Annotated in this window: 18 protein-coding genes; 14 read left to right on the top strand and 4 right to left on the bottom strand. The window is 33.2% G+C overall.

What is annotated here, in order from left to right:
- Positions 1 to 32: 32 nt before the first annotated feature.
- Entirely contained in the window at positions 33 to 611 is a 579-nt protein-coding gene (locus ACSVH7_RS06165; protein ID WP_438065814.1) for a non-canonical purine NTP diphosphatase, read from the bottom strand.
- A 168-nt stretch (positions 612 to 779) separates the two neighbouring features.
- On the opposite strand from ACSVH7_RS06165, the gene ACSVH7_RS06160 reads away from it, so the two are divergent.
- The gene (locus tag ACSVH7_RS06160; RefSeq protein ID WP_438065813.1) at positions 780 to 1,448 is read left to right on the top strand and encodes a carbonic anhydrase; all 669 of its coding nucleotides are present in this window, start codon (positions 780 to 782) and stop codon (positions 1,446 to 1,448) included.
- 159 nt (positions 1,449 to 1,607) lie between these two features.
- Here the strand turns inward: ACSVH7_RS06160 and ACSVH7_RS06155 are convergent, their stop codons facing one another.
- A complete protein-coding gene (locus tag ACSVH7_RS06155) occupies positions 1,608 to 2,381 on the bottom strand; it encodes an NYN domain-containing protein (RefSeq protein WP_438065812.1) in 774 nt (257 codons plus the stop codon).
- Positions 2,382 to 2,734: 353 nt separating this feature from the next.
- Between ACSVH7_RS06155 and ACSVH7_RS06150 the strand changes: the two genes are divergently transcribed.
- Positions 2,735 to 3,997, top strand: a complete 1,263-nt coding sequence (locus ACSVH7_RS06150; protein ID WP_438065811.1) for an aminotransferase class I/II-fold pyridoxal phosphate-dependent enzyme — start codon at positions 2,735 to 2,737, stop codon at positions 3,995 to 3,997.
- 127 nt (positions 3,998 to 4,124) lie between these two features.
- On the opposite strand, the gene ACSVH7_RS06145 is transcribed toward ACSVH7_RS06150, so the two are convergent.
- Both ACSVH7_RS06145 and ACSVH7_RS06140 read right to left on the bottom strand, forming a co-directional pair.
- Positions 4,125 to 4,850 carry an imm11 family protein gene (locus tag ACSVH7_RS06145; protein WP_438065810.1) on the bottom strand — a complete coding sequence of 242 codons (726 nt, stop codon included), beginning with the start codon at positions 4,848 to 4,850 and terminating at the stop codon, positions 4,125 to 4,127.
- Positions 4,847 to 6,688 (bottom strand): AHH domain-containing protein, encoded by a 1,842-nt coding sequence (locus tag ACSVH7_RS06140; RefSeq protein WP_438065809.1) that lies wholly within the window; start codon positions 6,686 to 6,688, stop codon positions 4,847 to 4,849. Before ACSVH7_RS06140 ends, ACSVH7_RS06145 begins: the two co-directional genes overlap by 4 nt.
- Before the next feature lie 516 nt (positions 6,689 to 7,204).
- On the opposite strand from ACSVH7_RS06140, the gene ACSVH7_RS06135 reads away from it, so the two are divergent.
- The 12 genes from ACSVH7_RS06135 to ACSVH7_RS06080 all read left to right on the top strand — a co-directional run bounded on the left by ACSVH7_RS06135 (position 7,205) and on the right by ACSVH7_RS06080 (position 25,646).
- Positions 7,205 to 7,627 carry a DUF6265 family protein gene (locus ACSVH7_RS06135; RefSeq protein WP_438065808.1) on the top strand — a complete coding sequence of 141 codons (423 nt, stop codon included), beginning with the start codon at positions 7,205 to 7,207 and terminating at the stop codon, positions 7,625 to 7,627.
- A 189-nt stretch (positions 7,628 to 7,816) separates the two neighbouring features.
- Entirely contained in the window at positions 7,817 to 9,328 is a 1,512-nt protein-coding gene (locus ACSVH7_RS06130; protein ID WP_438065807.1) for an ankyrin repeat domain-containing protein, read from the top strand.
- Positions 9,329 to 9,393: 65 nt separating this feature from the next.
- Positions 9,394 to 9,873, top strand: coding sequence for a DUF2271 domain-containing protein (locus ACSVH7_RS06125; RefSeq protein ID WP_438065935.1), 480 nt, complete (start codon positions 9,394 to 9,396; stop codon positions 9,871 to 9,873).
- A 111-nt stretch (positions 9,874 to 9,984) separates the two neighbouring features.
- Positions 9,985 to 12,168 (top strand): PepSY domain-containing protein, encoded by a 2,184-nt coding sequence (locus tag ACSVH7_RS06120; protein ID WP_438065806.1) that lies wholly within the window; start codon positions 9,985 to 9,987, stop codon positions 12,166 to 12,168.
- Positions 12,169 to 12,548: 380 nt separating this feature from the next.
- Complete coding sequence (locus ACSVH7_RS06115; protein WP_438065805.1) at positions 12,549 to 12,683, top strand: hypothetical protein; 135 nt, start codon at positions 12,549 to 12,551, stop codon at positions 12,681 to 12,683.
- 72 nt (positions 12,684 to 12,755) lie between these two features.
- Positions 12,756 to 13,757: an FAD:protein FMN transferase gene (locus tag ACSVH7_RS06110; protein WP_438065804.1), complete on the top strand. Its 1,002-nt coding sequence runs from the start codon at positions 12,756 to 12,758 to the stop codon at positions 13,755 to 13,757.
- Positions 13,758 to 14,002: 245 nt separating this feature from the next.
- Complete coding sequence (locus ACSVH7_RS06105; RefSeq protein WP_438065803.1) at positions 14,003 to 16,303, top strand: TonB-dependent siderophore receptor; 2,301 nt, start codon at positions 14,003 to 14,005, stop codon at positions 16,301 to 16,303.
- Between the two features lie 160 nt (positions 16,304 to 16,463).
- Positions 16,464 to 17,390, top strand: a complete 927-nt coding sequence (locus tag ACSVH7_RS06100; protein WP_438065802.1) for a transporter — start codon at positions 16,464 to 16,466, stop codon at positions 17,388 to 17,390.
- Between the two features lie 587 nt (positions 17,391 to 17,977).
- A complete protein-coding gene (locus ACSVH7_RS06095) occupies positions 17,978 to 19,096 on the top strand; it encodes a GTP cyclohydrolase (protein WP_438065801.1) in 1,119 nt (372 codons plus the stop codon).
- Positions 19,097 to 19,553: 457 nt separating this feature from the next.
- Entirely contained in the window at positions 19,554 to 22,475 is a 2,922-nt protein-coding gene (locus tag ACSVH7_RS06090; protein ID WP_438065800.1) for a chemotaxis protein CheB, read from the top strand.
- A 374-nt stretch (positions 22,476 to 22,849) separates the two neighbouring features.
- A complete protein-coding gene (locus tag ACSVH7_RS06085; protein WP_438065799.1) occupies positions 22,850 to 24,526 on the top strand; it encodes a response regulator in 1,677 nt (558 codons plus the stop codon).
- Between the two features lie 481 nt (positions 24,527 to 25,007).
- Positions 25,008 to 25,646 (top strand): peroxiredoxin, encoded by a 639-nt coding sequence (locus ACSVH7_RS06080; RefSeq protein ID WP_438065798.1) that lies wholly within the window; start codon positions 25,008 to 25,010, stop codon positions 25,644 to 25,646.
- Positions 25,647 to 25,718 lie beyond the last annotated feature (72 nt).

Raw genomic sequence — 25,718 nt, 5'->3', positions numbered from 1 at the left:
TTTTAAGCGTTTAAAATGTACTGCTTTGATAGTTAAATTGTTGTCGATAAAAAGTTAATTAGAAGCTGTGTGGCTTTACCGCGGTGACTAATTTGGTTTTTTGTTTGTATTGAAAGTTCTGCAAATGTTTCCTGATGTCCTTTAGGTTGAAAAATGGGGTCGTATCCAAAACCTCCCGTTCCTATTTTGACAGTGGTGATGTTTCCTTTTGCAATTCCTGTAAATAGTTGTTGTTTTCCTTTAAAATTCAAGCAAATTACCGTTTTGAACTGTGCGTTTCTGTTGTTTTCGTTGTTTAAAAGATGCAGTACCTTGTTTATATTATCTTCTGAAGAACGTTGCTCCCCAGCATAACGCGCAGAAAAAACGCCAGGTTCGTTGTTTAAGGCTTCTATTTCAAGTCCCGTATCATCTGCAAAGCAATCATATCCATAGTTTTCGGTGATGTAATTTGCTTTCATAATAGCGTTTCCCTCGATACTGGCAGCCGTTTCTGGGATTTCCTCAAAGCAGCCAATGCTTTCGAGACTAACTATGGTAATGTTATTGGGTAACATACTTTGGATTTCTTTGATCTTGTTTTCGTTATTGGTGGCGAATACTATTTTCATCTCTTTCTATTTTAGTTTCAAAGATATTATTTTCTGGATGTAAATAAAGAAGTTCTTCGCTATCTAGATTTTAATCATTAAATGTTTTTATGATAGTAATCAAAAACATTAACTATGTTTATGTTTTTATATCTTCTAGTTTTGTATCAAATTTTAAAACCAAAAGAGATGAAACAATTTAGTATTTATTTAGGATTATTTTTTATGTTTTCTTTTTCTTCTATTCTTGCACAGGTAACTCCTGAAAGCGCGTTAGTTGCCTTAAAGGAAGGAAATAGCAGGTTTTTAGCAGGAAAGAGTATAAAACCTCACCAAGATGTGAGTAGAATTAAAGAATTAGCTTCTGGGCAAAAACCTTTTGCGGTTATTGTGGGCTGTTCCGATTCAAGAGTGCCTAGTGAAATTATTTTTGACCAAGGATTGGGCGATTTGTTTATTGTAAGAACAGCAGGACAAGTTTCGTCTTATGCTTCTTATGGTAGTATTGAGTTTGCTAATGCGGTTTTGGGAGCGAAATTAATTGTGGTTTTGGGACATACACAATGTGGTGCAGTAGCAGCAGCTTGCAAGTTGCCTGAAGTTCCAGGACATATAGTAACCTTAATCAATGCTATAAAACCAGCGGCAAAATTGGCCAAACATCAGCACGGTGACGAGATTGAAAATGCAGTAAAAATTAATGTCGCGATGCAAGTAGAGCAATTGAAAAATTTAGAACCCGTTTTAACCAAGTCTACCAAGGATAATAGTACGATGGTTGTTGGTGCCGTGTATGATTTGAAAACGGGTAAAGTGGAATTTCTTCCTGAAAATTATTTAGATAGTTTAAAAAGATAATTTTTAAGTTGCAGGATTTTTAGCAAAAAAACTGCATTTTTATTAAAGATGCAGTTTTTTGATTTTTTATTTGCTTCGTACAATCGCAGAAAAATAGTCGTTATGTATTTTTAAAATTGACTATATATTGCTATTTAATGGTGCAAGAATAATTAAGTTTTAATATTTCAATCTTACATAGACATGTTTAATCCCTTTTTTTTCAGAATCCCTTTCGTCTATTTCTAAAATTTCTGTCAACGATTTTAGCATCGGAGTGAGTTTGCTAAAGCCATAACTTCTTGGGTCGAATTCGGGTTTGTTTTTGACGATTAGATTTCCCACATCGCCCAAAAAAGCCCAGCCATCATCATCGCTTATGGCATCTATGGCATCTTCAATTAAGTCAATAGTAAGGTCGTCAATTTTGACGGTTTTTTCTTTTTCGGCCACTTTTTTAGTATCAGTAGAGGTAACCGAAACGGCTTTGGGTTTCTTCTTTTTGGTACCGCTTTCTAAAACTTCTATGAATACGAAACGATCGCAGGCAACGATAAAAGCATTAGGGGTTTTCTTTTCACCCATTCCTATTACTTTCATTCCGGATTCTCTAAGTCGAATAGCTAATCTAGTAAAATCGCTGTCACTTGAAACAATACAAAAGCCATCCACTTTATAGGAGTAAAGCAAATCCATAGCGTCTATAATTAGGGCCGAATCCGAGGAATTTTTGCCCGAAGTATAACTATATTGCTGAATAGGAGTAATGGCGTGTTCTAATAATACAGATTTCCAACCGTTGGCGTTGGGTTTTGTCCAATCGGCGTAGATTCTTTTGGTGGTTGGTGTGCCGTATTTGGTGATTTCTTCCATCATGCCTTTGATGTTGCTGTAAGGAACATTATCGGCGTCAATGAGTACGGCTATTTTTAATTCTATGGAGTTGTTTGACATTTTGTGAGGCTTATTGGGCCAAAGATACAAAGTTTATTAGAACGACTATGTCTAACGTTGATTCAAATGTTTGGCTGTTTTAAATACATTGCTTTTTTTAGTTGTAAGCGTAGGGGTAACAATCGATTCTTTTGGCTCTAGCTAAAAAGGGAGTTTTTTCAAAAATTTGGTTAGTGCATTAAAGAAAAACGGATTAACAAAGTGTTTTATGCTGCAAAGTGAACCATTATTCTTAATTATGCAGCTCTAAAAAGAGGATTATTTTAAGTAAAATAAAAGAATTTTGAATGTTTTTATAACTTTAAATATTTACTTTTGCGACTTGATAAAATGTGTTATTAAGTCATTATAGTATGGTAAAAGATTTATTCGAAAGAATTCAAAACAATAAAGGTCCTTTAGGAAAATGGGCTTCTCAGGCAGAAGGATATTTTGTTTTTCCAAAACTAGAGGGAGAGTTGGGACCAAGAATGCAATTTCAAGGAAAAAATATATTGAACTGGAGTTTGAACGACTATTTAGGTTTAGCCAATCATCCAGAAGTGCGTCAGGCAGATACCGATGCGGCTATTCAGTTTGGTGCAGCTTACCCAATGGGTGCCCGTATGATGAGTGGGCACACAAAATATCACGAGCAATTGGAGCAAGAATTAGCTGCTTTTGTGATGAAAGAATCGGCTTATTTGTTGAATTTTGGGTACCAAGGAATCATGTCTTGTATTGACGCCTTAGTTACTAGAAATGATGTAATTGTGTATGATGTAGATGCTCATGCATGTATAATAGATGGGGTTCGTTTGCATAGTGGTAAGCGATTTACTTATAAGCATAATGATATTGAGAGCATGGAAAAAAACCTAGCTCGTGCTACAAAGTTAGCTGAAACTACGGGTGGAGGAATTTTGTTCATCACCGAAGGTGTTTTTGGAATGCGTGGCCAACAAGGAAAATTAAAAGAAATTGTAGCCATGAAGGAAAAATACAATTTCCGCTTGTTAGTTGATGATGCACATGGTTTTGGAACGCTTGGAAAAACAGGTGCTGGAGCAGGTGAGGAGCAAGGATGTCAAGATGGAATTGATGTTTATTTTTCTACGTTTGCTAAATCTATGGCAAATATTGGTGCGTTTATAGCAGCAGATAAAGACATTATTGATTATTTGAAATACAACTTGCGTTCTCAAATGTTTGCAAAAGCATTGCCAATGATTCAAACGATTGGTTCTTTGAAACGTTTGCAATTGTTGCGTGAATCTTCTGCAATTAAAGATAAATTGTGGGTAAATGTAAATGCGTTACAAAACGGATTAAAAGAAAAAGGATTCAATATTGGTGATACTAACACTTGTATTACCCCTGTTTACTTAGAAGGAAGTATTCCAGAAGCGATGGTGATGGTAAACGACTTGAGAGAAAACTACGGTATTTTCTTGTCGATTGTAGTTTATCCAGTAATCCCGAAAGGTATTATTTTGTTGCGTATGATTCCTACGGCTTCGCATACTTTAGAAGATATTGCGGAAACTTTGGCAGCTTTCGAAGCAATTCGTGAGAAATTGGTTAACGGTACGTATAAAGAAATTGCAGCACGTACTACAGTAGATATGGAAGCTTAATTTTTTAAGGTTTTCACTTATATAGAAAATCCATTCGCTTTTTGGCGAATGGATTTTTTTTGTCAAAAAAAATATGTAGCAAGATGTTTTTGTTTTTTTTAACTAATCTATTGTTTAGACAAGAAATTCACCACGATTTACCATACACTCTATCTCTTTCACCACCTGATACACTCCATTCGTGAAAGGATAACTCAATGGGCTGAAACTCTATTCCGGTACATCCTGCTACTTCTATTTCATTTTTTAAATTTTCGGAGACAAAATAACCTCTGCCGCCTTCTACATTTTCTAAGGCAAAGAAATGTTCTTCTAAACTGCTTATCAATGCAATATTTTTAATAGTAAATTCATCCATTGGATTGAGTATTTTTAAAAAATCTTGAAAATCTTGAAAATTTTCAAATCTAATTTCTGTTAAATTTCTGTTTCCTTCCGAATCTCTTTTTTTATACCTATATTTTGAATTTCCATAATCAATAAACTCCATATCTATTTTGTATGGATTGATAATGTAATAATTTTTATACTCAATCCCTTTATGAAATATTGGGCATTCAAAAAACTGAAATCTATTCTCGCTATACTTCTCAAGAATGCTTTTTAGTTTGTTGCTCATTACGAATTTTAAGAAAAAACCCATCCCTCCTCCATCTAGTAAATCAGTAGTTTTAGCTTTAGGAAATAGTATAAGATTGGAAACAATAGGCGTATAATCAATTTTATTATATCCAATATTATCAATAAATGTAGGAGTCTCCCACACATCACAATGATGAATAACATCTTTTGTTTGGGGAAGATGTCCCATGATTTTTCTGTTTAGGCTTTCCTCTATTCTAAAATATCTCATATCTCAAAATTTAAATCGTTTAAATGTGTATTTGGATTGTTGATGATGACTGCTTTTACATCATTTATTATATCCAAGACTCTTAGATAAGTATCATTTGCAGACAAATTGGTTGGTATAGTTCCTAGCCTTTTCAAAATTTCTTTATTGTAATTGTCATGATTAGGTTGGTTTCTCCAAGTGGCAACAGGAATCCCATTTAGTGCACTGTCAATATGAAAACCTTGATTGGTTGTGGCTTTTGCGGCTTTTTGAATAGCAGGATGTTCAAGAATTTTTGATGCTCTAGCAATTATGTGGTGAGCTTGCCTAGTTACATCTCCTTTAGCAATGTCTAGAACGGCTCTAAATTTAGTACTGTTGTATGCTCCAAAATTAATAAAATTGTTAGCTCCTGTTACCAAATATTTTAGTCCATCGGAGCGCTTTGCAAATTTAATTCCCGAAGCAAACCATCCAGCAACAGGAACTGTTGAAGCAAAACTAAGTGATGCATTTAGTGCATCACCTTGGATGGTATAAATGACACCATTCTCCAAATCAGCTACTTCTCCATATACTGGTACTAATCCCACTATGTCAAGCATTACTTGAACGGTGTCAATGTAAGCTCTAGCAAAAACTTTTGTATAAGACCAATTAGGGTTTTCCTTTTTTAATACTGCACAATGTACCAAAAATAATCTCGAAAAGGTCAATGCTGTATTAATATCTGTAAAATTAAGTGAAGAGTCGGTGTCTACAGCAGTATAAAAATTACTGTCTAAACTTTTGCTGAAGTAATTGTTTTGATAGGCGTATGAAGTTACATTAAAAACCTCTGAAACTTTTGACTGATCTGTTATTTCGCTATCCTTAAACTCAATAATCATATCCTTCACAAAATTCTTACTATTCAAAGAAAAGTTGTTTTTAACAAAAAAATTCATAAAACTCATTTGATTCAAAGCAGATTGTTGTTTCAACCAATCTAAATCAATGTTTATCAAAGCATCTTTTACATTTGTTTTGATGGGGTCTTCAAATTCGTTATAACTCAAATAGTCAAATACAATTTTTTGTACCAAGGGATTAAGCTGTGAAAAATGATTACCGGCATTTTCCAAACTAGTAACAAATTGTTTTTGTAATCCATCATAAACTGGAATGGTAGTAATATAATTTGTTTGAACGCCAGCTGTACCAGTTGTTGAGCCTCCTCCTCCGTAATTTATTGCACCAGTATTATTTATTGCCCCAGCTGGTCCAAAACTTACGATACCACCGCCTCCACCTCCTGCTAAAAGGCAAACATCTACTGATGTGTATCCGCATATATCACCGTGGCAGTCATAAGGGATTTTTGAACAAGCCGAAACCACCTCGGTAATACAAAAAATTTCATATTCTTTCGTTTTAGATGTTTTGGTGTTTTTTGGATACTCAGACAAAATTGGTTGAACTTCTATATCCCCCTCAAAATAAATATGATTACGGAATGTTGTAGTTACAGTTTTTGGATTGTATTTAACTATTGCAGCTCTTACCTGTTGAAGACTATCAACTTCTATTACTAAATTATCAAAAGATTCTTTTTTAGTGTTTTTTGATATAATTAAAAAAGTATAACTTATTTTGTTGTTTACCTCTATAACTTTGGCAGGTAAATTAGAAAATGTAAAGTCATATTTTTCCTCTACAATGTTTTTTTTATTCTGAATAGTAGTGCTTTTTGAGGTTTCATTTTTGGATAATTTAGAAAATGCATTGTTAAAATTTTCACTAGAATACAATTCTTCAAATGGCTTATCATTTATAATAAGATTTTTATTGTCTTGTTGAATTGCATTTTCATACAAATCTCTCTCACAACTAGTAAAAAAGCTTACGAATGCTAAAAGTAGGATTGTGAGTTTCCTAAAATGTGAATGACTGTTTTGTTTGTTTGTTTGTTTGTTTGTTTGTTTGTTTGTTTGTTTGTTTGTTTTTCATAAAACTATTGGTTAAAGTTAATATGAGTAAAATTAGGAATTTATTTAATAAAAAAAATACCCACTTTTAGTGATATTTTGTAAATTAGTTTGATAATCAAAGGGTTAAATTTAGTGGGACAAAAAATCCATTCGTTTTTGGCGAATGGATTTTTTTATTTTCAACTGTTTTATGGCATCGAGTTCAGTAAAAGAGAAGCTTTGAGAAGCTCATGAAAAAGGCAAGGCGTTGTACAATTGCAGCTACAACACTTTCAAATATCAAAATTGACGATCTAAGCCCAATCTTTTTTCTTAAATTAGCCTTTCTTTTAATTAAATACAACTACAATGTTTCAAAAAGCGACACTTCTATTAGTTTTTTTATTTTTAGTTTCATGCAAAATGGAAACCAGTAACAATGAAAAAATGGCCTCTTGTAAATGGTTGGTTGGAAATTGGAAAAGTAAGTCCGATCAGGGTGTTTTAGAGGAAAATTGGAAATCATTAAATGATAGTACTTTACAAGGAACTTCTTTTTTTATAAAGGATAAAGATACCTTACATCATGAAGCAATGGTGTTGCAAGAAATAAAAAATGAATTAGTCTATAAAGCTACTATCAAAGGGGAGAATAACGATGAGGCTATTTCTTTTTTGCTTATTTCTATGAAAGAGAAGCACTTGGTTTTTGAAAATGCAAAACACGATTTCCCCCAAAAAATAAGTTATCAAGTGCTAAACGATAGTACTTTATCAGCTAAAATTTCTGGTGTACTTGATGGAAAGCCTGTAACGGAGACCTATACACTGCAAAAAGTAGAATAGTTTTGCTGTTTTTTGTTACTATTAGCCTCATTTATATGGGGCTATTCTATTTGAAGGAAGTTTTTTTTTGAAAATTAAACCCTTGTTGTTTTTTTTGATCTAAGAGTCATAAAAAATTGGTCATTGTCTATTTATTTTTATCTTTGCCTTTATTTTTATTTATTCTAAATAAATTAATTGTTTTATTCCATGAAAAAAATTGTATTTACACTCATTTCTATGGCCTCTTTTTGGGCCAATGCCCAACAAAAAAATAGTCTTTTGGATCCGGCTTTCTGGAAAACAGCTCCCGATGTAGCAGCAGTTCAGGCTGAAATGGAAAAAGGAAATAGTCCTTCGGAGCTAACTTCGACTGCATTTGACGCTACTACTCTTGCCATCAATTCTAATGCACCAGTTGCGACCATAAAATTTTTATTAGCACAAAGTGGCAATCCTATTACAAAACTCACTCATGATAATAGAATATATTTGCATTGGGCTGCCAACAAAGGTAATATTGAAATTGTTGATTATTTAATTGCTAAAGGTGCCGCTATTCATTTAGAAGATAGTAAAGGAGAAACGCCACTGACATTTGCAGCTTCTAATGGGCAAACGAACCCGCAACTTTACGAATCTTTCTTTAAAGCAGGAATTGATCCTAAGAAAAAGTACAAAGACGGTGTTACTCTTATGTTAAAGGCAATTCCAATGGATAACACCTTAGTGTTGAGTAATTATTTAACAACTAAAGGACTATCATTAAATGATGTAGACAACAATGGGCTGACTGCTTTTGATTATGCGGCTCGAACTGGGAATGTTGCCTTTTTAAAAACACTTTTAAGCAAAGGGGTAAAGCCTACTAATGGGGCCCTTTTAATGGCGGCTCAAGGCTCAAGAAGAGAAACTACAGCTTTGGCAACCTATCAATTTTTGATAGACGAATTAAAAATAGATCCCAAAACCAAAGGAAGATCTAATGAAACTGTTTTGCATGTTATAGCCAATAAACCCAATCAAAAAGAAATTATAAGCTATTTTTTAGCCAAAGGGCTTGATCCCAATGCGACCGATGTTGAGGGGAATACCGCACTAATGCTAGCGGCGTCCGGAAATGATCTAGCAGTAGTAGAACAATTAGCTTTGCTTACTAAAAACTGTAATGCACAAAATGTTAAAAAAGAAACGGCACTTACTTATGCGGTAAAATCAGGAACACCAGAGATTTTTAGTTTTCTAGTGAATAATCGTGGAGATCTCTCGGTTCTAGATAAAGATGATTTTAATCTAGGTTATTATTTGATACAATATTACAAGCCTCAATCTGGTGAACGAAGAGGTGCTGGAGTAGAAAATGGAACGAAAAAAGATCCTTTTGATGCTAAAATCGCAATTTTTAAAGAAAAAGGCTTCGATTTAGCTGCGCCACAAAAAGAGGGCAGTACGCTGTATCATTTTGCCGTAATCAAAAATGATTTAAATTTGCTTGAGAAATTGGCGAGTTTGAACATTAATGTTAATGCTAAAAATAAAGACGGTTTAACGGCCTTGCATAAAGCAGCAATGTTAGCCAAAGACGATGCAATTTTGAAATATTTATTGTCTATTGGCGCTCAAAAAGAGAGTAAAACCGATTTTGATGAAACAGCTTACACTCTTGCTAAAGAGAACGAATCATTAACTAAAAAGAAAACAGACGTTGAGTTTTTGAAATAATTCGATTTGTAGTTAGTATTTAGTTTCTAAAAAAATTATCACAAAATTTATAACTTATGTCCAACATGAAATCATTCTTAAAAATAAGTATCCTTATTCTAATCAGTTTATTATCTTTTCAAGCCTCTGCACAAACTAACAAATACAAATGCATGTTGCAAATGTCAAATTATATGGGCGAAGGAGCCTATGTGGTAGTCTCATTAATTGATCCAAAAGGGGCCTATGAAAAGACACTTTATGTGATGGGAGATGATAAAAAATGGTACAATACGTTAAAAGAATGGCACAAATATCAATCTAAGAAAAAAGAAAATATTAGCGCCAAAACAGGAGCGTCAGTTACGGGAGGCGATAGAAGTATGACCACAATTGAAATTGAAGAGGCTAAAATTAATAAAGGCTATAAATTAAGATTCGAAACGGCTGTTGAAGATAATAAATACTATGTTTCTGATGTGGAAATTCCTTTAACTACAGAAGGTTTAGCTGCAAAAACAGAAGGTAAAGGGTATATTCGTTACGTTAGATTTAATAAATTGTAAGACCATTTTACTTTCAAGAATTTAGTCAAATAAGTAGTATACAGGTACTGCTTATTTGGCTTCCTTTTTTATATTTTAAAACAATTTTTCAATTATAATTGCATACCAACAATGACTCTTTCCTTCTGGCGCTATGCCCATTTAACTTTAGCTTTGTTTTGTTCTTTGTTTTTGGTCCTAGCTGCTACAACGGGGGTTATTTTAGCAATTGATGCCATTCAAGAAAACAATCCAAGCTATAAATCATCGCATTTTGAAGAAATTACTGTAGCTAAAGCCATCGTTTCGCTGCGTAAAATTTATCCAGAAATAACTAGTCTAAGTATCACTCCTAATCATTATGTGTTGTTGCAAGGAATAGATCACGAAGGTCATGATGTCAATGCTTATGTAGCTCCCGAAACCGGGGAGATTTTGGGAAGTCCAAGTCCTAAAAGTGAATTTATACAATGGATTACAGCCTTACACCGTTCTTTGTTCTTGAAAGAAACTGGACGATTTATTATGGGTTTTATTTCCTTTTTATTAGCTCTAATTGCGATTTCGGGATTGGCCTTAGTATTGCAACGTCAAAAACATATTCGTAGTTTGTTTGCTACCATTCCCAAAGAAACATTTGCACAATATTATCATATCGTTTTAGGACGTATTTCATTGCTTCCTATACTTGTTATCGCAATTACAGGAACCTGTCTTACCCTAGAAAAATTTAATTTCTTTCTTGACAAAGCACCAGAGCAGCAACATTTACTTGCCAAACCATCACCTAGTACATCCGCTACTTCATTTTTTACAACAATCTTATTGTCGGAAGTTTCTAAGATTGATTTTCCTTTTTCTGATGATCCTGAAGAGTACTATATCGTGCAATTAAAAGATCGTGAAATTGAAGTAAATCAGGAATCTGGGGTAATAGTAACTGAAAAAAGAAGTACTAATAACACTGAATTTTATAACATAAATCTACAATTACATACAGGTAGCACTAGTATTTTATGGGCAATTATTTTGGCGCTCGCTAGTATCAACCTTTTGTTTTTTATATATTCTGGATTTGCAATGACACTCAAGCGAAGAGCAAATCGGATTCGAAATAGATTTAATGCAAAAGAGTGTGAAATAATTGTACTTGTAGGTTCAGAAAACGGAAGTACCTTGCGATTTGCAAATGCCATACAGCAACAACTCTTCGCTTTGGATAAAAAAGTTTTTGTTACGGAGATGAATAATTATACTCTTTTTCCAAAAGCAACTCATTTTCTCCTTTTTACAGCTACGCACGGATTAGGCGAGGCACCTTCAAATGCCAATAAATTCATGACTTTACTCAATAAAATTCCACAAAAACAGCTCGTCAATGTTTCAGTTGTTGGATTTGGTTCACAAGCGTATCCAGACTTTTGTGGTTTTGCTCAAGAGGTAGCAACTGCCTTAGAAAGTCAAAATTGGGCGAAACCTCTTTTAGATTTACATACCGTAAACGATAAAAATGCAGAAGAATTTGTGGCTTGGATACAAGCTTGGTCTGCGGTAACAAACCTTGCAGTGTCGACCACACCTTCACTTTATACTGCCATTCCAAAAGGATTGCAAACTATTAAAGTCATAGATAAAACGGAGGTTTCTCCTTCAGAAGAAACTTTTTTAATGACTTTTCAAACTCCTTGGAACGTCCACTATCAATCAGGAGATTTGTTAGCCATTTATCCTGCAAACGATGCCAAAGAACGTTTGTATTCTATTGGTAAAGTCAATCAAAAATTACAAGTAGTAGTCAAATTACATCCCTTTGGTTTGGGGTCTAATTTCTTAAATCAACTACAAGTTGGAGACAAAATTAAGGGCAAAATAATTCCAAATCCCACGTTTCATTTCCCTAAAAACCATTCTAAAGTTGCTTTAATATCCAATGGAACAGGAATCGCCCCCTTTTTAGGAATGATGCAAAGCAATACTTCAAAATCAGAAATCCATATATACTGCGGTTTTAAGCGAGAAACAAAAAGAGTCGCTAGTTATAAAAAACAAGCAGAAGAAATGATAGCCAAACGTCGCCTGCAAAGTTTCAATTTAGCCTTATCCAAAGCCTCAAATCCCGAGTATGTCACTCATTTAGTCACACGCGATGCCTTCTTTTTTAAAGATTTGTTACACAATAACGGAGTCATCATGATTTGTGGTTCCTTGGCCATGCAAAAAGATGTGGAGAAGGCACTCGATACCCTTTTGAGCGAATCCACAACAAAAGTTTCAGAATATAAACGCAAGGGACAAATTTTGACAGATTGTTATTGAAAATAAGAAAATCTATCTCAAATGAAGTGGTTAAGAAAAAAGCAATAAAAATCGCATTGTTAAGAAAGTAAGTTGAAAAAGGCTTTGAATAGTAATGACTTACTGATAAACAGAAAAATTATGGCAATTCTATTTAGAAACTCCTCAAAGGATGCTGCTAAAAAAAATTAGGAGCGGCAAACATTCTTCTGTATCAGGAAGCATCGTCCCGTTTTTCGCTACAATCTTTTTGCTCCGATGAAAAATCGGAGCAAAAAGGATTTCCACTACAACCGGGGCTATAAGGTTTGAATGGGTTTTTTTCGAAGTATTTTAAGAATTAAAACATCCAATCTTGCTCTTCAACTAAGACAGGGTATTCGCTTTTAAAAATATCCACCATGAATTCACTATTGAGTCACGAATTGAAACGTGCTTTACTGACACAAATTAGTACTATTGCTGGAATTCGTGACATTCAATTTCAGTTTCGATGCTTAGTGTCAATTGGTGTAATTGGTGGCCAGCTTTTTTAAAAGCGAATGCCTTTGTAAAAAAAAAACGGGACTTAGCCAAAATCAATATATTTGTTTGCAATACCCATCATTATGATAACTAAAAGACTTTTTATTTTTCTATTCCTTTGCAGCGTTTCGAGTTACAGTCAGGTGCTTCAAAAAAAAACCACATTACTAATGGGAGGGCGTTTTGATATTACTATCGTAGCCCAAGATACAACCACAGCCAAAGAAAATGTCAAAGTTGTGATTACCGAAATCACTCGTATCGAAAATTTAATTTCGGATTGGATCCCTTCGTCTCAAATTTCTCAAGTCAATCAAAATGCAGGAATACAACCCATAAAAGTAGATCGTGAAGTTTTTGATCTTACCCAAAGAGCCGTAAAATTCTCTAAAATAACTGGAGGCGCTTTTGATATCAGTTTTGCAGCTATGGATCGTATTTGGAAATTTGATGGTTCTATGTCCGAAATGCCCACCGCAGCAGCCATCCAAAAATCTGTCGAAAAAGTGGGCTATCAAAACATTATTTTGGATAGTCTACAGTCAACCATTTTTCTAAAAACGAAAGGAATGAAGATTGGTTTCGGAGCCTTAGGCGAAGGTTATGCTACAGACAAATGTCGGATGATGATGCTACAAAAAGGAATACAAGCGGGGATTATCAACGCTTCCGGTGATATGAGTGTTTGGGGAAAGCAGCCAAACGGAAAACCTTGGAACATTGGTATTACTAATCCTTTTTATCCTGATCGAATGATGGCAATCGTCCCCCTAGGTCAAGAAGCAGTTACGACCTCCGGTAGTTATGAAAAATTTGTGGTTTTAGGCGGAAAGCGGTATTCGCATATCATCAATCCAATGACAGGATATCCAGCTGTAGGATTGTGTAGCGTGACTATCTTTGGTCCAAATGCGGAAACGGCTAATGCATTGAGTACTTCGTTGATGGTTTTGGGCCAAAAAGAAGGACTACGTTTACTAGATACATTACCTGAGTATAGTGGTATTTTAATTACGGAGAAAGGTGCCGTAATTTACTCTAAAAATTTCTCAAAAAAGAGAATCCGTCGTTCGCTTAAGCCTTAATTGCTAAAAGTATAGACTGTTTTTGTTTTCTACTTCATGTTATTTTATGTCCTGATTTTACTTTTTAGATACTTCTATCGTTTGATTTTAGCAATTTATCATCTTGTTTTGTTGTTTATCATACTGGTAGTCAGTGTTTTGAACATTACATCTTATTTTATTGGTATTTAATCTAAATAAGCTTTGTCATTTAAAAAGAGGGTTTTATATTTGCATTATTATTTTTAATTATTCCAAATAAAAAAATGAAATATATAGTAATCCCTAGTTTATTGTTCACTTTCTTGCTAAGTAATGCACAAGAAAAATCACAAGCCGTTGCCAGTATAGAGGTTCAAAAACCTACTCTTGAATCGTTCGAGTATCATATGGATACCGATACCACTAAAAATAAGAAAGGTGGTGTTTTGAATGAAGTTATTGTAAAAGCACACAAACAAAGACAACCAGTTTCAGCCATACGTTCAGGCATAAAGCCAATGGATAATCCACAGACCGTACAAGTTATTGGAGCTGAAATTATCGAACAACAACAAGCGATACGTTTGAGTGACGTGATTAAAAATGCTAACGGGGTTTATGTAGGATCAGCTCGTGGTGGTGCTCAAGAATCTTTTTGGTCTAGAGGCTATGACATGACGGCTAATAACATGTTCAAAAATGGATTCCGTTACAACGGAGGATCTATTCCGGAAATTTCAGGGCTTGAAAAAGTGGAGTTTTTGAAGGGTGGTGCCGCTTTGTTGTACGGAAACGTTGCTCCCGGTGGAATTTTAAACATGATTACTAAAACACCAAAATTTAACTTCGGAGGAGAAGCTTCGATGCAATTTGGAAGTTACAATTACTACAAACCAGCTTTTGATGTGTATGGTCCTTTGAATCAGTCTATAGCATTTCGCTTTAATGGTTCCTATGAAAAATCAGAAAGTTTTAGAGATTTTGTAACCAATGATAGAATTTACTTCAATCCTTCTTTCTTGTTTTTACTTTCTGAAAAAACGCAAATTACCCTTCAAGGTGATTATTTAAGCGCGGATTGGACCCCAGATTTCGGTACAGGAATCATTGGAAAAGAAATTTTAGACTTACCTAGAAATCAATTTTTCGGGGCCAAATGGTCTAATGGTAATACAAAATCGGCTAGTGCCTCTGCTTTATTAGAGCATGATTTTAATAATAATTGGAAACTAAATTTCAATACTTCATTTCAAAATTACAATAGAACACAAAAGTCTACCGCTCAAATTTCTGGTTTAGATACCTACCCAATCCGTGGAACATGGAATAGAGGTTTAGTTCAAAACAAAAATTTAGAAAAAATATTTGGTGATCAATTAAGTTTGCAGGGAGCATTTTATACCGGGAAAGTAAAGCATCAAATTTTTACAGGCGCAGATTATGAATATGCTGTTGCAGATAATTACACTTATGCTTTTAATGAGAAAGCAGTAGTGGTTAATGGGAAGTATGACCCTAGTTTATATGACACAATTAACCTTTTTTCTTTTGATCCCAACAACCAAAGAAATGATATTCCTAATGCAACCAATACTCAAATTGCGGTTACCGAAACTACTAGATTTGGTGGATTTGCTCAAGATTTAATATCGTTTACCGATAAAATTAAGTTGTTAGCAGGTATTCGTTGGTCTTGGCAAGAATCACAAGTAACCACTACTGATTTTACAAAAAAAACAGTAACAATAGGGACTAAAAATGTAAACAAAGCCTTCTCTCCTAAAGCAGGTTTAGTGTATCAACCTACCAAAACTACTTCTCTTTTTGCTAGTTATTCCAATTCGTTTACTCCTAACACCGGAACTACTGTAGATTTTAAACCATTAGATCCTTCTATTATTGATCAATATGAAGTAGGAATCAAAAAAGACTTTATGAAAGGTTTGATTACTACAAATGTTACAGCCTACATTATTGAAAACAATAACTTAGCCCAAACAGCAGCATTTGCAGCTGACGGTAAAACACCAAACGTAAATACAAATTTGAAAGAATTAGTAGGTGGAACCAAAGGAAAAGGTGTTGAGATTGACATTAATGCAAATCCAGTAAAAGGCTTAAACATTTTAGCAGGTTATAGCTTTAATGAAACAAAAATCACTAAAACTTCAGGTACAAGTGGAAGTTTAATCGAAGGTGATTTGTTAACTAGAACGCCAAAACATACGGCCAACTTTAGTGTTTTCTATAAAATTCCTGAAGGTTTTTTCAAAGGAGTTAATATAGGCGCCATGGCTAATTATATTGGAGATAGAGTAGGTGGATGGAATGATCGTTATGTGTGGACAGAAAATAAACCGGCGACTAATCCAAAAACCTATACCATTACTATTGAAGATAGAGATATTCCTTTAAAAGGGTATGCCACCTTAGATTTTTCTGTAGGATATGATTGGAAAAAAGTATCATTGTTATGCAAAGTTTCTAATGTTACAAACGAGTTAAATTATACTGTTCACGAAAATTATAGTGTAAACCCAATTGCACCCACACAAGTAATGGCAATCTTGAAATACAAGCTATAATCAATACATTTACAGCTAAAATTAGTAGTATGCCCACAGCAAGTCTGTGGGCATTTTTAGTATACAGCACCCCATAAATTTTGAATAGGGTAACTACTTTGCCAATTCATAAAATATAGTACATTTGATTGCGTTATCTCTCAATAAAATCATGGTCATTATGAAGCCCTTAAAAACGTTTTTTTTATTCGCATGCGGAATCGTCCCTTTTCTTCAGTATGGACAATATACAGATCAAATTAATTCGAATCGACCGGGCGAAACCATGTCAGCCTATGGCGTAGGAAAACATGTAATCCAAATGGAAACGGGCGTTTACGGCATTACTTCACATCATAATTTATTGAATTATGATGTGAATGGCTTTGGTTTAGATGCCACCCTCCGTTGGGGGGCTTTTTTAGAACGATTAGAAGTGATTGCCGACATTCAATATCAAAATGATCAATATGTTACTAATTTTAGTACGGTAAATCGAGCCAATCTAAGACAAACAATACTTGGAGCCAAATATTTAGTATATGATCCTTTTAAAAACTACGAAAAGAAAATCAATTTATACAGTTGGAAAGCCAATCAACGTTTTAATTGGAGGCAATTACTACCAGCTGTTTCTGTTTACGCGGGAGCTAATTTTGTTTTTTCAGGAAATCCCTATGCTTTCTCCCTCGAGTCTAGTATTTCTCCAAAAGCCATGTTGATTACTCAAAATCATCTTGGTGACGGTCGTTGGGTTTTTGTCACTAATATTATAGCCGATTATATAGGGACTGATTATCCAAGTTATGGTTACGTTGTGACTTTAACTAGAGGATTTAGTAAAAAATGGTCAGGATTTATTGAAAATCAAGGATATAATTCTGACTTTTATAGTGATATGATCGTTCGAGGTGGAGCCGCTTATTTACTCAATGATCATTTTCAAATCGATGCTTCTGTGAGTACAAATTTCAAAGATACTCCATCGTTCGTATATGGCGGATTTGGAATTTCATGGCGCTATGATGGATTTTACAAAAATGCACAAGCCAGCAATAATCCAGAAAAACAGTCTCGATCTAAGAAAAAAAAATCACAATTTGATTAATTTAATAGGCTTTGAAACGTATTCATGTATAACTCATATTTTGGATAAAAATTTGGTTACAAATGATATCAACTTTGCTAATTCGTGTCATTAAAACACGTTTTAATCCATGATTCATTAGTAAATTCTATCTAAAACTTTTTTTAATCTTTGAAAATCAGCGAATCAGCGGTAAAAAAAAGTTAGCCACGAATTACACCAATTGACACTAATTGTCATCGCAACTGAAATTGAATGTCACGAATTCCATCAAAAGTTATAATTCGTGCCATTAAAACACGCTTTAATTCCTGATTCATTAGTGAATTCTATCTTACACTTTTTTTAATCTTTAAAAATCAGCGAATCAGCGGTAAAAAAAAGTTAGCCACCAATTACACCAATTGACACTAATTGTCATCGCAACTGAAATTGAATGTCACGAATTCCATCAAAAGTTATAATTCGTGCCATTAAAACACGTTTTAATCCATGATTCATTAGTGAATTCATGGCAGAAATTTTTAAATGCGGAAGCCCTGATGGATTGTTTTTTTTCTGTATAAAAGTTGGCTATATTCGCACTTACATTTTTCACTATAAAATTCATGATTACAATACACGAGGCCAAAAGCAAAAAAGAAATTACGGAATTTATTACCTTTCCTTTTTCACTCTACAAAGACAATAAGTATTGGGTACCACCATTAATTTCCGATGAATTAGAAACCTTCGATAAAACAAAAAACCCTGCTTTTGAGAATGCTGAGGCCTATTTTTTTGTTGCCAAAAGAAATCAAAAGATCGTTGGAAGAATTGCTACGATTATCAATTGGGATGAAGTGAATAATCAACGCAAAAAAAAGGTCCGTTTTGGTTGGTTCGATGTTATTGACGATATCAATGTGACGCAAGCGTTACTTGAAAAAGTGTATGAACTTGGGCGTAAGAACAATTTAGAATATGTGGAAGGTCCTATGGGGTTTTCTAATCTAGACAAAGTGGGAGTCCTAACCGAGGGTTTTGAAGAAGTAGGCACTATGATTACTTGGTACAATCATCCTTACTATGCTCAACATTTTGAACAATTAGGTTATGTTACTGAAAAGGAATATGTAGAAAATAAATTTCCATTTTCGAATGTAAAACTTGAAACTTTTGATAAAGCTCAGGAGTTAATCAGGAAGCGATACCAATTAAAATCGATTAATTTCACCAAGACGCAAGAAGTACTTCCTTATGTGGATAGCATGTTTGATCTCTTCAATGAATCTTATGCCAAACTTTCTTCATTTGTAGCGATAACCGATATTCAGAAAGAATTTTTTAAAAAGAAATACATCAACTTCATCAACCCTGAGTACATCAAATATGTAGAGGATAAGAATGGTAAATTAGTGGCTTTTGCCATAGTAATGCCAAGTTTTTCTGAAGCCTTACAAAAAGCGAAAGGCAAATTGTTTCCTTTTGGGTTTTTGCATCTATTGAAGGCAAAGCGAAACAGCAAAGATGTACTTTTTTACTTAATTGGAGTACATCCTGACTATCAAAACAAAGGAGTTCACGCTATTATTTTTAAAGAGTATCACACTACTTTTACCCAAAAGGGAATTCAAAACTGCATCAGAACTCCTGAATTGGCAGATAATCTAGCCATTCAATTGTTATGGAAAAATTTTAATCCTACCATTTGTTGCCGTAGAAAAACGTTTAGAAAGTTACTGTAAACGTAGATACTTTTTTCGGGAATATTTAATTCTAGAGTGAGAAAAAAAAGAGTTTTTTTTGATTAAATGTAATTTAAAATATTGATTTTTAGGTCTTTATTAGATAAATTGTTTACTTTTATATGGAGTTAAATTCTGACTAAGACATTTTTTGACATAATATTTAAGTTATAAAATAATTCTAGAAAATATTTTGTTATTTAGTAGTAGAAACAAGATGTTTTCTGCAGCATTTTCAAATATAGCCTCCTTTTGGAGATAAAAATTGATAAATTTTACTGTATTGAAAGTTGGATTCCTAATCTAAAGTAAATAAGCACTAAAATTGCTTTAATTCATAATTTTAAAATTTTTGTAAAATAAATAAGTACTAGCATACTGTAAATAATTTAAAAAAGTCAAGTTATTTTATTAGATTCAATACATAGGTTGCTAATAAAAAATCAATACGCTCAATATGGTTCGTAAGTCAAAAAATTCAAATTCAGAAACCAAACTTAATGGTATTTTAGATTATCCTGTAGTAGGAATAGGTGCTTCTGCCGGAGGTTTAGAAGCGATTCAGGAATTTTTTAAGTTTTTACCCTCAGATATCAATGCTGCTTTTGTGGTAATTCAGCATTTGTCTCCGGATTACAAAAGCTTTATGAATGAATTACTCTCCAGAGTGACTAATATTCCAATAGTTGTGGTGAGCGATGCAACTCAAATTCAAATCAATCATATCTATCTTATTCCTCCCAAAACTACGATGACCATATTCAAAGGGTTTTTGTATTTGACAGAGTTAAGTTCGATTCGTACCTTTAATTTGCCCATAGATGTGTTCTTTAGGTCACTAGCCAAAGATCAAGAAAAAAATGCTATCGGAATAATCCTTTCAGGTACAGGAAGTGACGGTACGTTGGGGATTAAAGCGATCAAAGAAAATGGGGGTATAACCATGGCGCAAGATGATAAATCTGCAAAATTTGATGGAATGCCAAGAAGCTCCGTATCTACGGGTCTTGTAGATGTGGTTTTGCCTCCAAAGTTATTAGCAGATGAGCTGGTAAGTTATGTGCAGCATCCCTTTGTAAATAAAACCAAAAAAAATGAAAACTTTCTTGATTTGGAGTTAAGTCAATTAAAAAAAGTAATCCAAATTTTATATTCTAGTAAAAATGTAGATTTTTCGTCTTACAAAGAAAATACAATAATTAGAAGAATCGAGAAACGAATCAGTTTAAAACGATTTGATAGATTTGAGGATTATACCAGTTTTTTGACTAATAATCCTAATGAAATTGATATTTTATTTAATGAATTGCTCATTGGGGTGACGCGTTTTTTTAGGGATGAAGCCTATTTTAATAGCTTGAAAGAGAATGTAATTCCGAAAATAATTGAAAAATCAAGTGAACACAAAGAAATAAGAATTTGGATAACCGCTTGTTCCACCGGAGAGGAGGCTTATTCCATTGCCATATTATTTAGAGAATATTTGGATTTATTCGGATTAAATCGCAACATAAAAATATTTGCTACGGATATTGATTCAAGATCATTGACTTATGCTAGTACCGGATTTTATTTAGATAATATCATTTCTGATGTGTCGGCAGATCGACTTTCTAAGTATTTTGTTAGAAATGAAAATGGCTATCAAATTAGTGATAGTATCAGAAACATGTTGATTTTTGCAAAGCATAATTTGACCAATGATCCGCCTTTTTCAAAAATGGATTTGATAACTTGTCGTAATCTCTTAATTTATTTGAACAACGATATTCAGTTTAAGATTATTTCTATTTTCAATTTGTCAATTAGAGAAAATGGCTTTTTGTTTTTAGGATCAAGTGAATCTCTAGGGGCTGCAGCTGAAGGATTTAGTATTATTGACAGTAAATCCAAAATATTTCAAAAAAAAGTAAACATGAAACCGGGAAGCTTCAATTTTAGTAATCATTCGGTTAGTAACTCTGGTGAATTGTTGCATCTTACCACGAGCATAAAAAATCCTGTTTCAAGAAATAAATTTCTAGAAGATTTGTTTGATAAAATTATGGGCGATTACTTACCACCGTCAGTTATTATAGACAAACAATTTGAAATCGTTCATACTATCGGAAATGTAAATACTTTTTTGAGGATTCCGATAGGTCAAGTAAGTCTTAATTTGTTAAAAATGTTGCCGTTAGATCTCTCTCTTGCGGTAAGTAGTATCATAAGAAGAGCGGACAAAAATGATAATGATGTAGAGATTGTCATCGATAATATCGAATCTTCGGATCATAAGCATTCCTTAAAATTGACTTGCCGTAAGATAAAAAACAGAGGGAATGGGCTTTATTATTTCATGGTCGTATTTGAAGAGGATAGTAAGAAAGTGTCTTTAGCAAACAACGCAAAAGTTGAAAAAATTGACATAAACTTACAATTCAACGAACGCATTGATGAATTGGAAAAAGAACTTCAAATTAAAAGTGAAAGCCTACAAGCAACCGTAGAAGAGTTGGAAACTAGTAATGAAGAACTTCAGTCCTCAAATGAGGAATTAATTGCAGCAAATGAAGAATTACAAAGCACTAATGAGGAATTGCAATCCGTTAATGAGGAGCTATATACCGTTAATTCTGAGCATATTCGAAAAATTGACGAATTGATAGAAATGACAGCCGATTTTGAAAATTTATTGAAAAACACCAAGATTGGTCATTTGTATCTGGATACAAAACTCAATATTAGAAAGATAAATGAAGTGGCCGTTCAAATTACGAACATACTCGTTACTGATAATGGCAGACCTATAAATCATTTGTCCTTAAATAATTTATATAGCGGCTTTGTGGACGATATTCATGAAGTATCCGAAACGTTACAATCTATTGAGAAGGATATTGAAGATAAAAAAGGGAATTGGTATTTAATGCGAATTTTTCCTTACAGAACCACAATAAACGCAATTGAAGGAATCATTATCACCTTTATCGAAATCAATAAATTAAAGAATTCTCAAAAAGATTTTTCAATTATCAACAATCGCTTAGAGCGTTCACTTGAAATGGGAGAAATGTCCTGGTGGGAGTGGGATTTACCAAATAATATCGTCTTAACAGGGAGCGGTAAACATGAAATGCTCGGATTTACTTCGGCAGAAATTGGGGAAGGGTATGAGGGCTGGACCAAACTTTTACACCCCGATGATTTAAATAACGTAATGAAAGCCATGGAAAATCTCATCAAAGGGGTTTCTAAAATTTATTTTGTTGAATATAGAATTTTGCATAAAAAAGGACATTATATTCATTATCGAGATAAAGGAACTATTGTTTCTCGTGATAAACTAGGAAATCCTGTAAAAATAGCTGGAATCGTGATGAAAGTAGATTTTGAATAAATCAAAATTTTAATCCGTAGTAGGCATTGTTCCTACTAAGCATAGGATATTCAATCCTGCTACGGTGATACAAGGAAGCCACTGTTATAAGTTTTATGTTTCTTGTTTTTTAATGAAATTTATTAAAAATAAATTGACATAATTATCGTAGTCCTATTCGTATGAACATGTATTTTTTTCTTTGTTTCATTTTTGGGTTTTAAAAAAATAATAATCTTTTAAAAATTTTGATAGTGCAAATGCATGATGTTTATTCCGAAATAAAGCAATAAAAACGATGTAACTATCTGTTTTTTAGTTAGTTTTGAATAGTATGGATTCGGATTTCCTTTTTTAGTACCAACTTCAAATTAAATTTTTACACCAGATAGGCTATGGATAAAAATGCAAAAATACTAAGAACGAATGCTAAAATATCTTTGTTAGAAAATGAAATTTTGTATGAAAACACTTCTGGTAAAGATCTGAAATCTTTAATTGAAGAGCTATCTACTTATCAAATTGAGTTAGAACATCAGAATCAAGAATTATTAGCTTCACAAGAAAAATTATTACTTGTAAGTGACACTTATATTGATTTATTTGAAAATGCACCTATTGGTTATATTATTGTTGATACCGAAAATGGTATCAATAAAATTAACAAAACCGCTTATAAATTGCTGTATGAAGGAAATGATACAATATATTGTTCAAAATTTACACAACTCATACACCCTGACGATCAATCTGAGTACTATTTGTATTTTAAAAGTTTAATTAAAGGAACTCCTAAAGAATATTGTGATTTGAGGTTGTTTACTAATAATCATAAAACTTATTTTTACGCCCGAATTTGTGGCAATAGACAAATTGATTCTACTGAGCAAAATGCCGAATTTAGATTGGCAATTTCTGATATTTCTACTGAAAAAGAGCTGGAATTAAACCTCATAAAAGCCAAAGAAAAGGCTGAAGAGAATGATAATTTAAAATCCGTTTTTCTAGCCAATATGAGCCACGAAATTCGCACACCCATGAATGGAATAATTGGCTTTACAGATCTGTTAAAAGATCCTTATCTGTCCTCTGAAACAAGAAATTCATATTTAGAAATTATTGAAAATAGTGGCAACAGGCTTTTGGATCTAATAAATGAACTTATTGAAATTTCAAAGATAGAAGCGGGGCAAATGCAAGCTAATTTAATCCCAACTAACATCACAAGTTTATTAGATGAACTTCACAAATTCTTTACACCTGAAGCACATAAAAAAAATATAACTCTAATTATAGAGAACCATTTGAAAAAATCAGAAGCTAAGTTGTTAACTGACAAAGACAAGCTTTATGCGATTCTTGTGAATTTAACGAAAAATTCTCTAAAATATTCCAATGCCGGAACTATAAAAATTGGGGTTTATAAATCCGGGCCAAATTTAAAATTTTATGTAAAAGATACAGGGATAGGTATTCCGAAGGAAAAGAAACATATTATTTTTCAGCGATTTAGACAAGTAGAAGAGACAGCTTTCCATGAAGGAACGGGATTGGGATTATGCATTGCAAAAGCGTTAGTAGAATTGTTAGGTGGAACCATTGGGTTCATGTCGCTCTGTAAAAAAGGATCAACGTTTTATTTTACAATTCCCAATAAAAAAATCGAAATTAAAAAAGTAGTCAGTATCAAAAATAATGACAATGCACCCTATCTGGAGAATTACGAAATTGTAATTGCTGAAGATGATCATTATTCAAGAATGCTAATTGATGAATTATTAAGGCAAAGTAAAGCCAAGACCTATCTCGTTGAAAACGGTGTAGAATTGATGAGTTTATTGGAGAAAGTTAATCCAAATCTCATACTATTAGATATCAATATGCCTTTTAAAAATGGCTATGAATGTATAGAGGAAATTAGGAAAATAGGCATCAAGACTAAAATCATTGCAGTAACAGCCTATGCTTTAAACGAAGAAAAAGAAAAAATTCTTGGATTAGGTTGTGATGGTTATCTCGCAAAACCATTCAAAAAGCAAGAATTGCTCAGTGAAATAGAGAAGCAAATCTAGTCCCTTTTTAGAACTTCTTTGATGAAAAAAGTCTTAATATAAAGTACTTTAATCATGACTTATCGATCCAATCTTCTATTAATTTTTGAAAAGCTATCTTTTAAAATATTGATATACAATTCTCTACTCTGAATTAAAATTCTTTTTTATAAATCAGTTAAAACTTCTACTCCTAGTACTGCGCTTTCCCGCGGTAAGAATAATTTTGTCTGATCGGATTTTTTTTTGCACATACAATTTGATTGTACTCGATAAGATCGATGCTATTTTTCGTTATTAAAAGGCTTTTATTTTGTTTCAATGTATAGATAATCAATTTGTTATGTATTTGATATCGATTTCGTTAAAAAGTGTTATAATTTTATTAAATAAGCAAACCTTATTCGATTATAGTAAATTTTAATTAAGATTCTTTGTTGTGCCGCTACTTCCTGCTTATTTTTGCCTCAGAAATAAAAACAAAATTTTAAATCATATTATTATGTCATTAGTAGGTAAAAAATTTCCAAGTATTGCGGTTGATGCTATGTCTGAAATGGGAGACAATTTGAAAATCAACATTTTTGAAGAAGCGGTAAACAACAACAAAAAAGTTCTTTTATTTTGGTACCCAAAAGATTTTACTTTTGTATGTCCAACAGAATTGCATGCTTTTCAAGCTGCTTTGCCAGAATTTAACAAAAGAAATACAATCGTAATTGGTGCGTCATGTGATACTAACGAAGTGCATTTTGCTTGGTTAAATACTCCAAAAAATAATGGTGGAATTGAAGGTGTAACGTATCCAATTCTTGCGGATACCAACAGAAACTTGGCTAACATTTTAGGGATCCTTGATATTGAATCCACTAGCTATAGTGAAGAAACAGATTCAGTGATCCTTGAAGGTTCAAACGTAACGTACAGAGCTACTTATTTGATTGACGAAACAGGGAAAATTTTCCACGAAAGTGTAAACGACATGCCTTTAGGTCGTAATGTAAATGAATACTTACGCATGGTAGATGCTTACACGCATATTCAAGAAAAAGGAGAAGTTTGTCCTGCTAACTGGGAAGCCGGTAAAGAAGCGATGAGCGCTGATAGAAAAAGTACTGCTGAATACTTAAGCTTAAACTAATTTTAGAAAGACTCTAAGTTACTAAGCTGCTAAGATTAAAAACTTAGAAACTTAGAGTCTTATCAACTTTAA

The organism is Flavobacterium sp. TSSA_36, assembly GCF_051547165.1.
Classification (GTDB): Bacteria; Bacteroidota; Bacteroidia; order Flavobacteriales; family Flavobacteriaceae; genus Flavobacterium.
The sequence above is the reverse complement of the archived record's forward strand: the minus strand, read 5'-3'. Positions and strand labels throughout refer to the sequence as shown.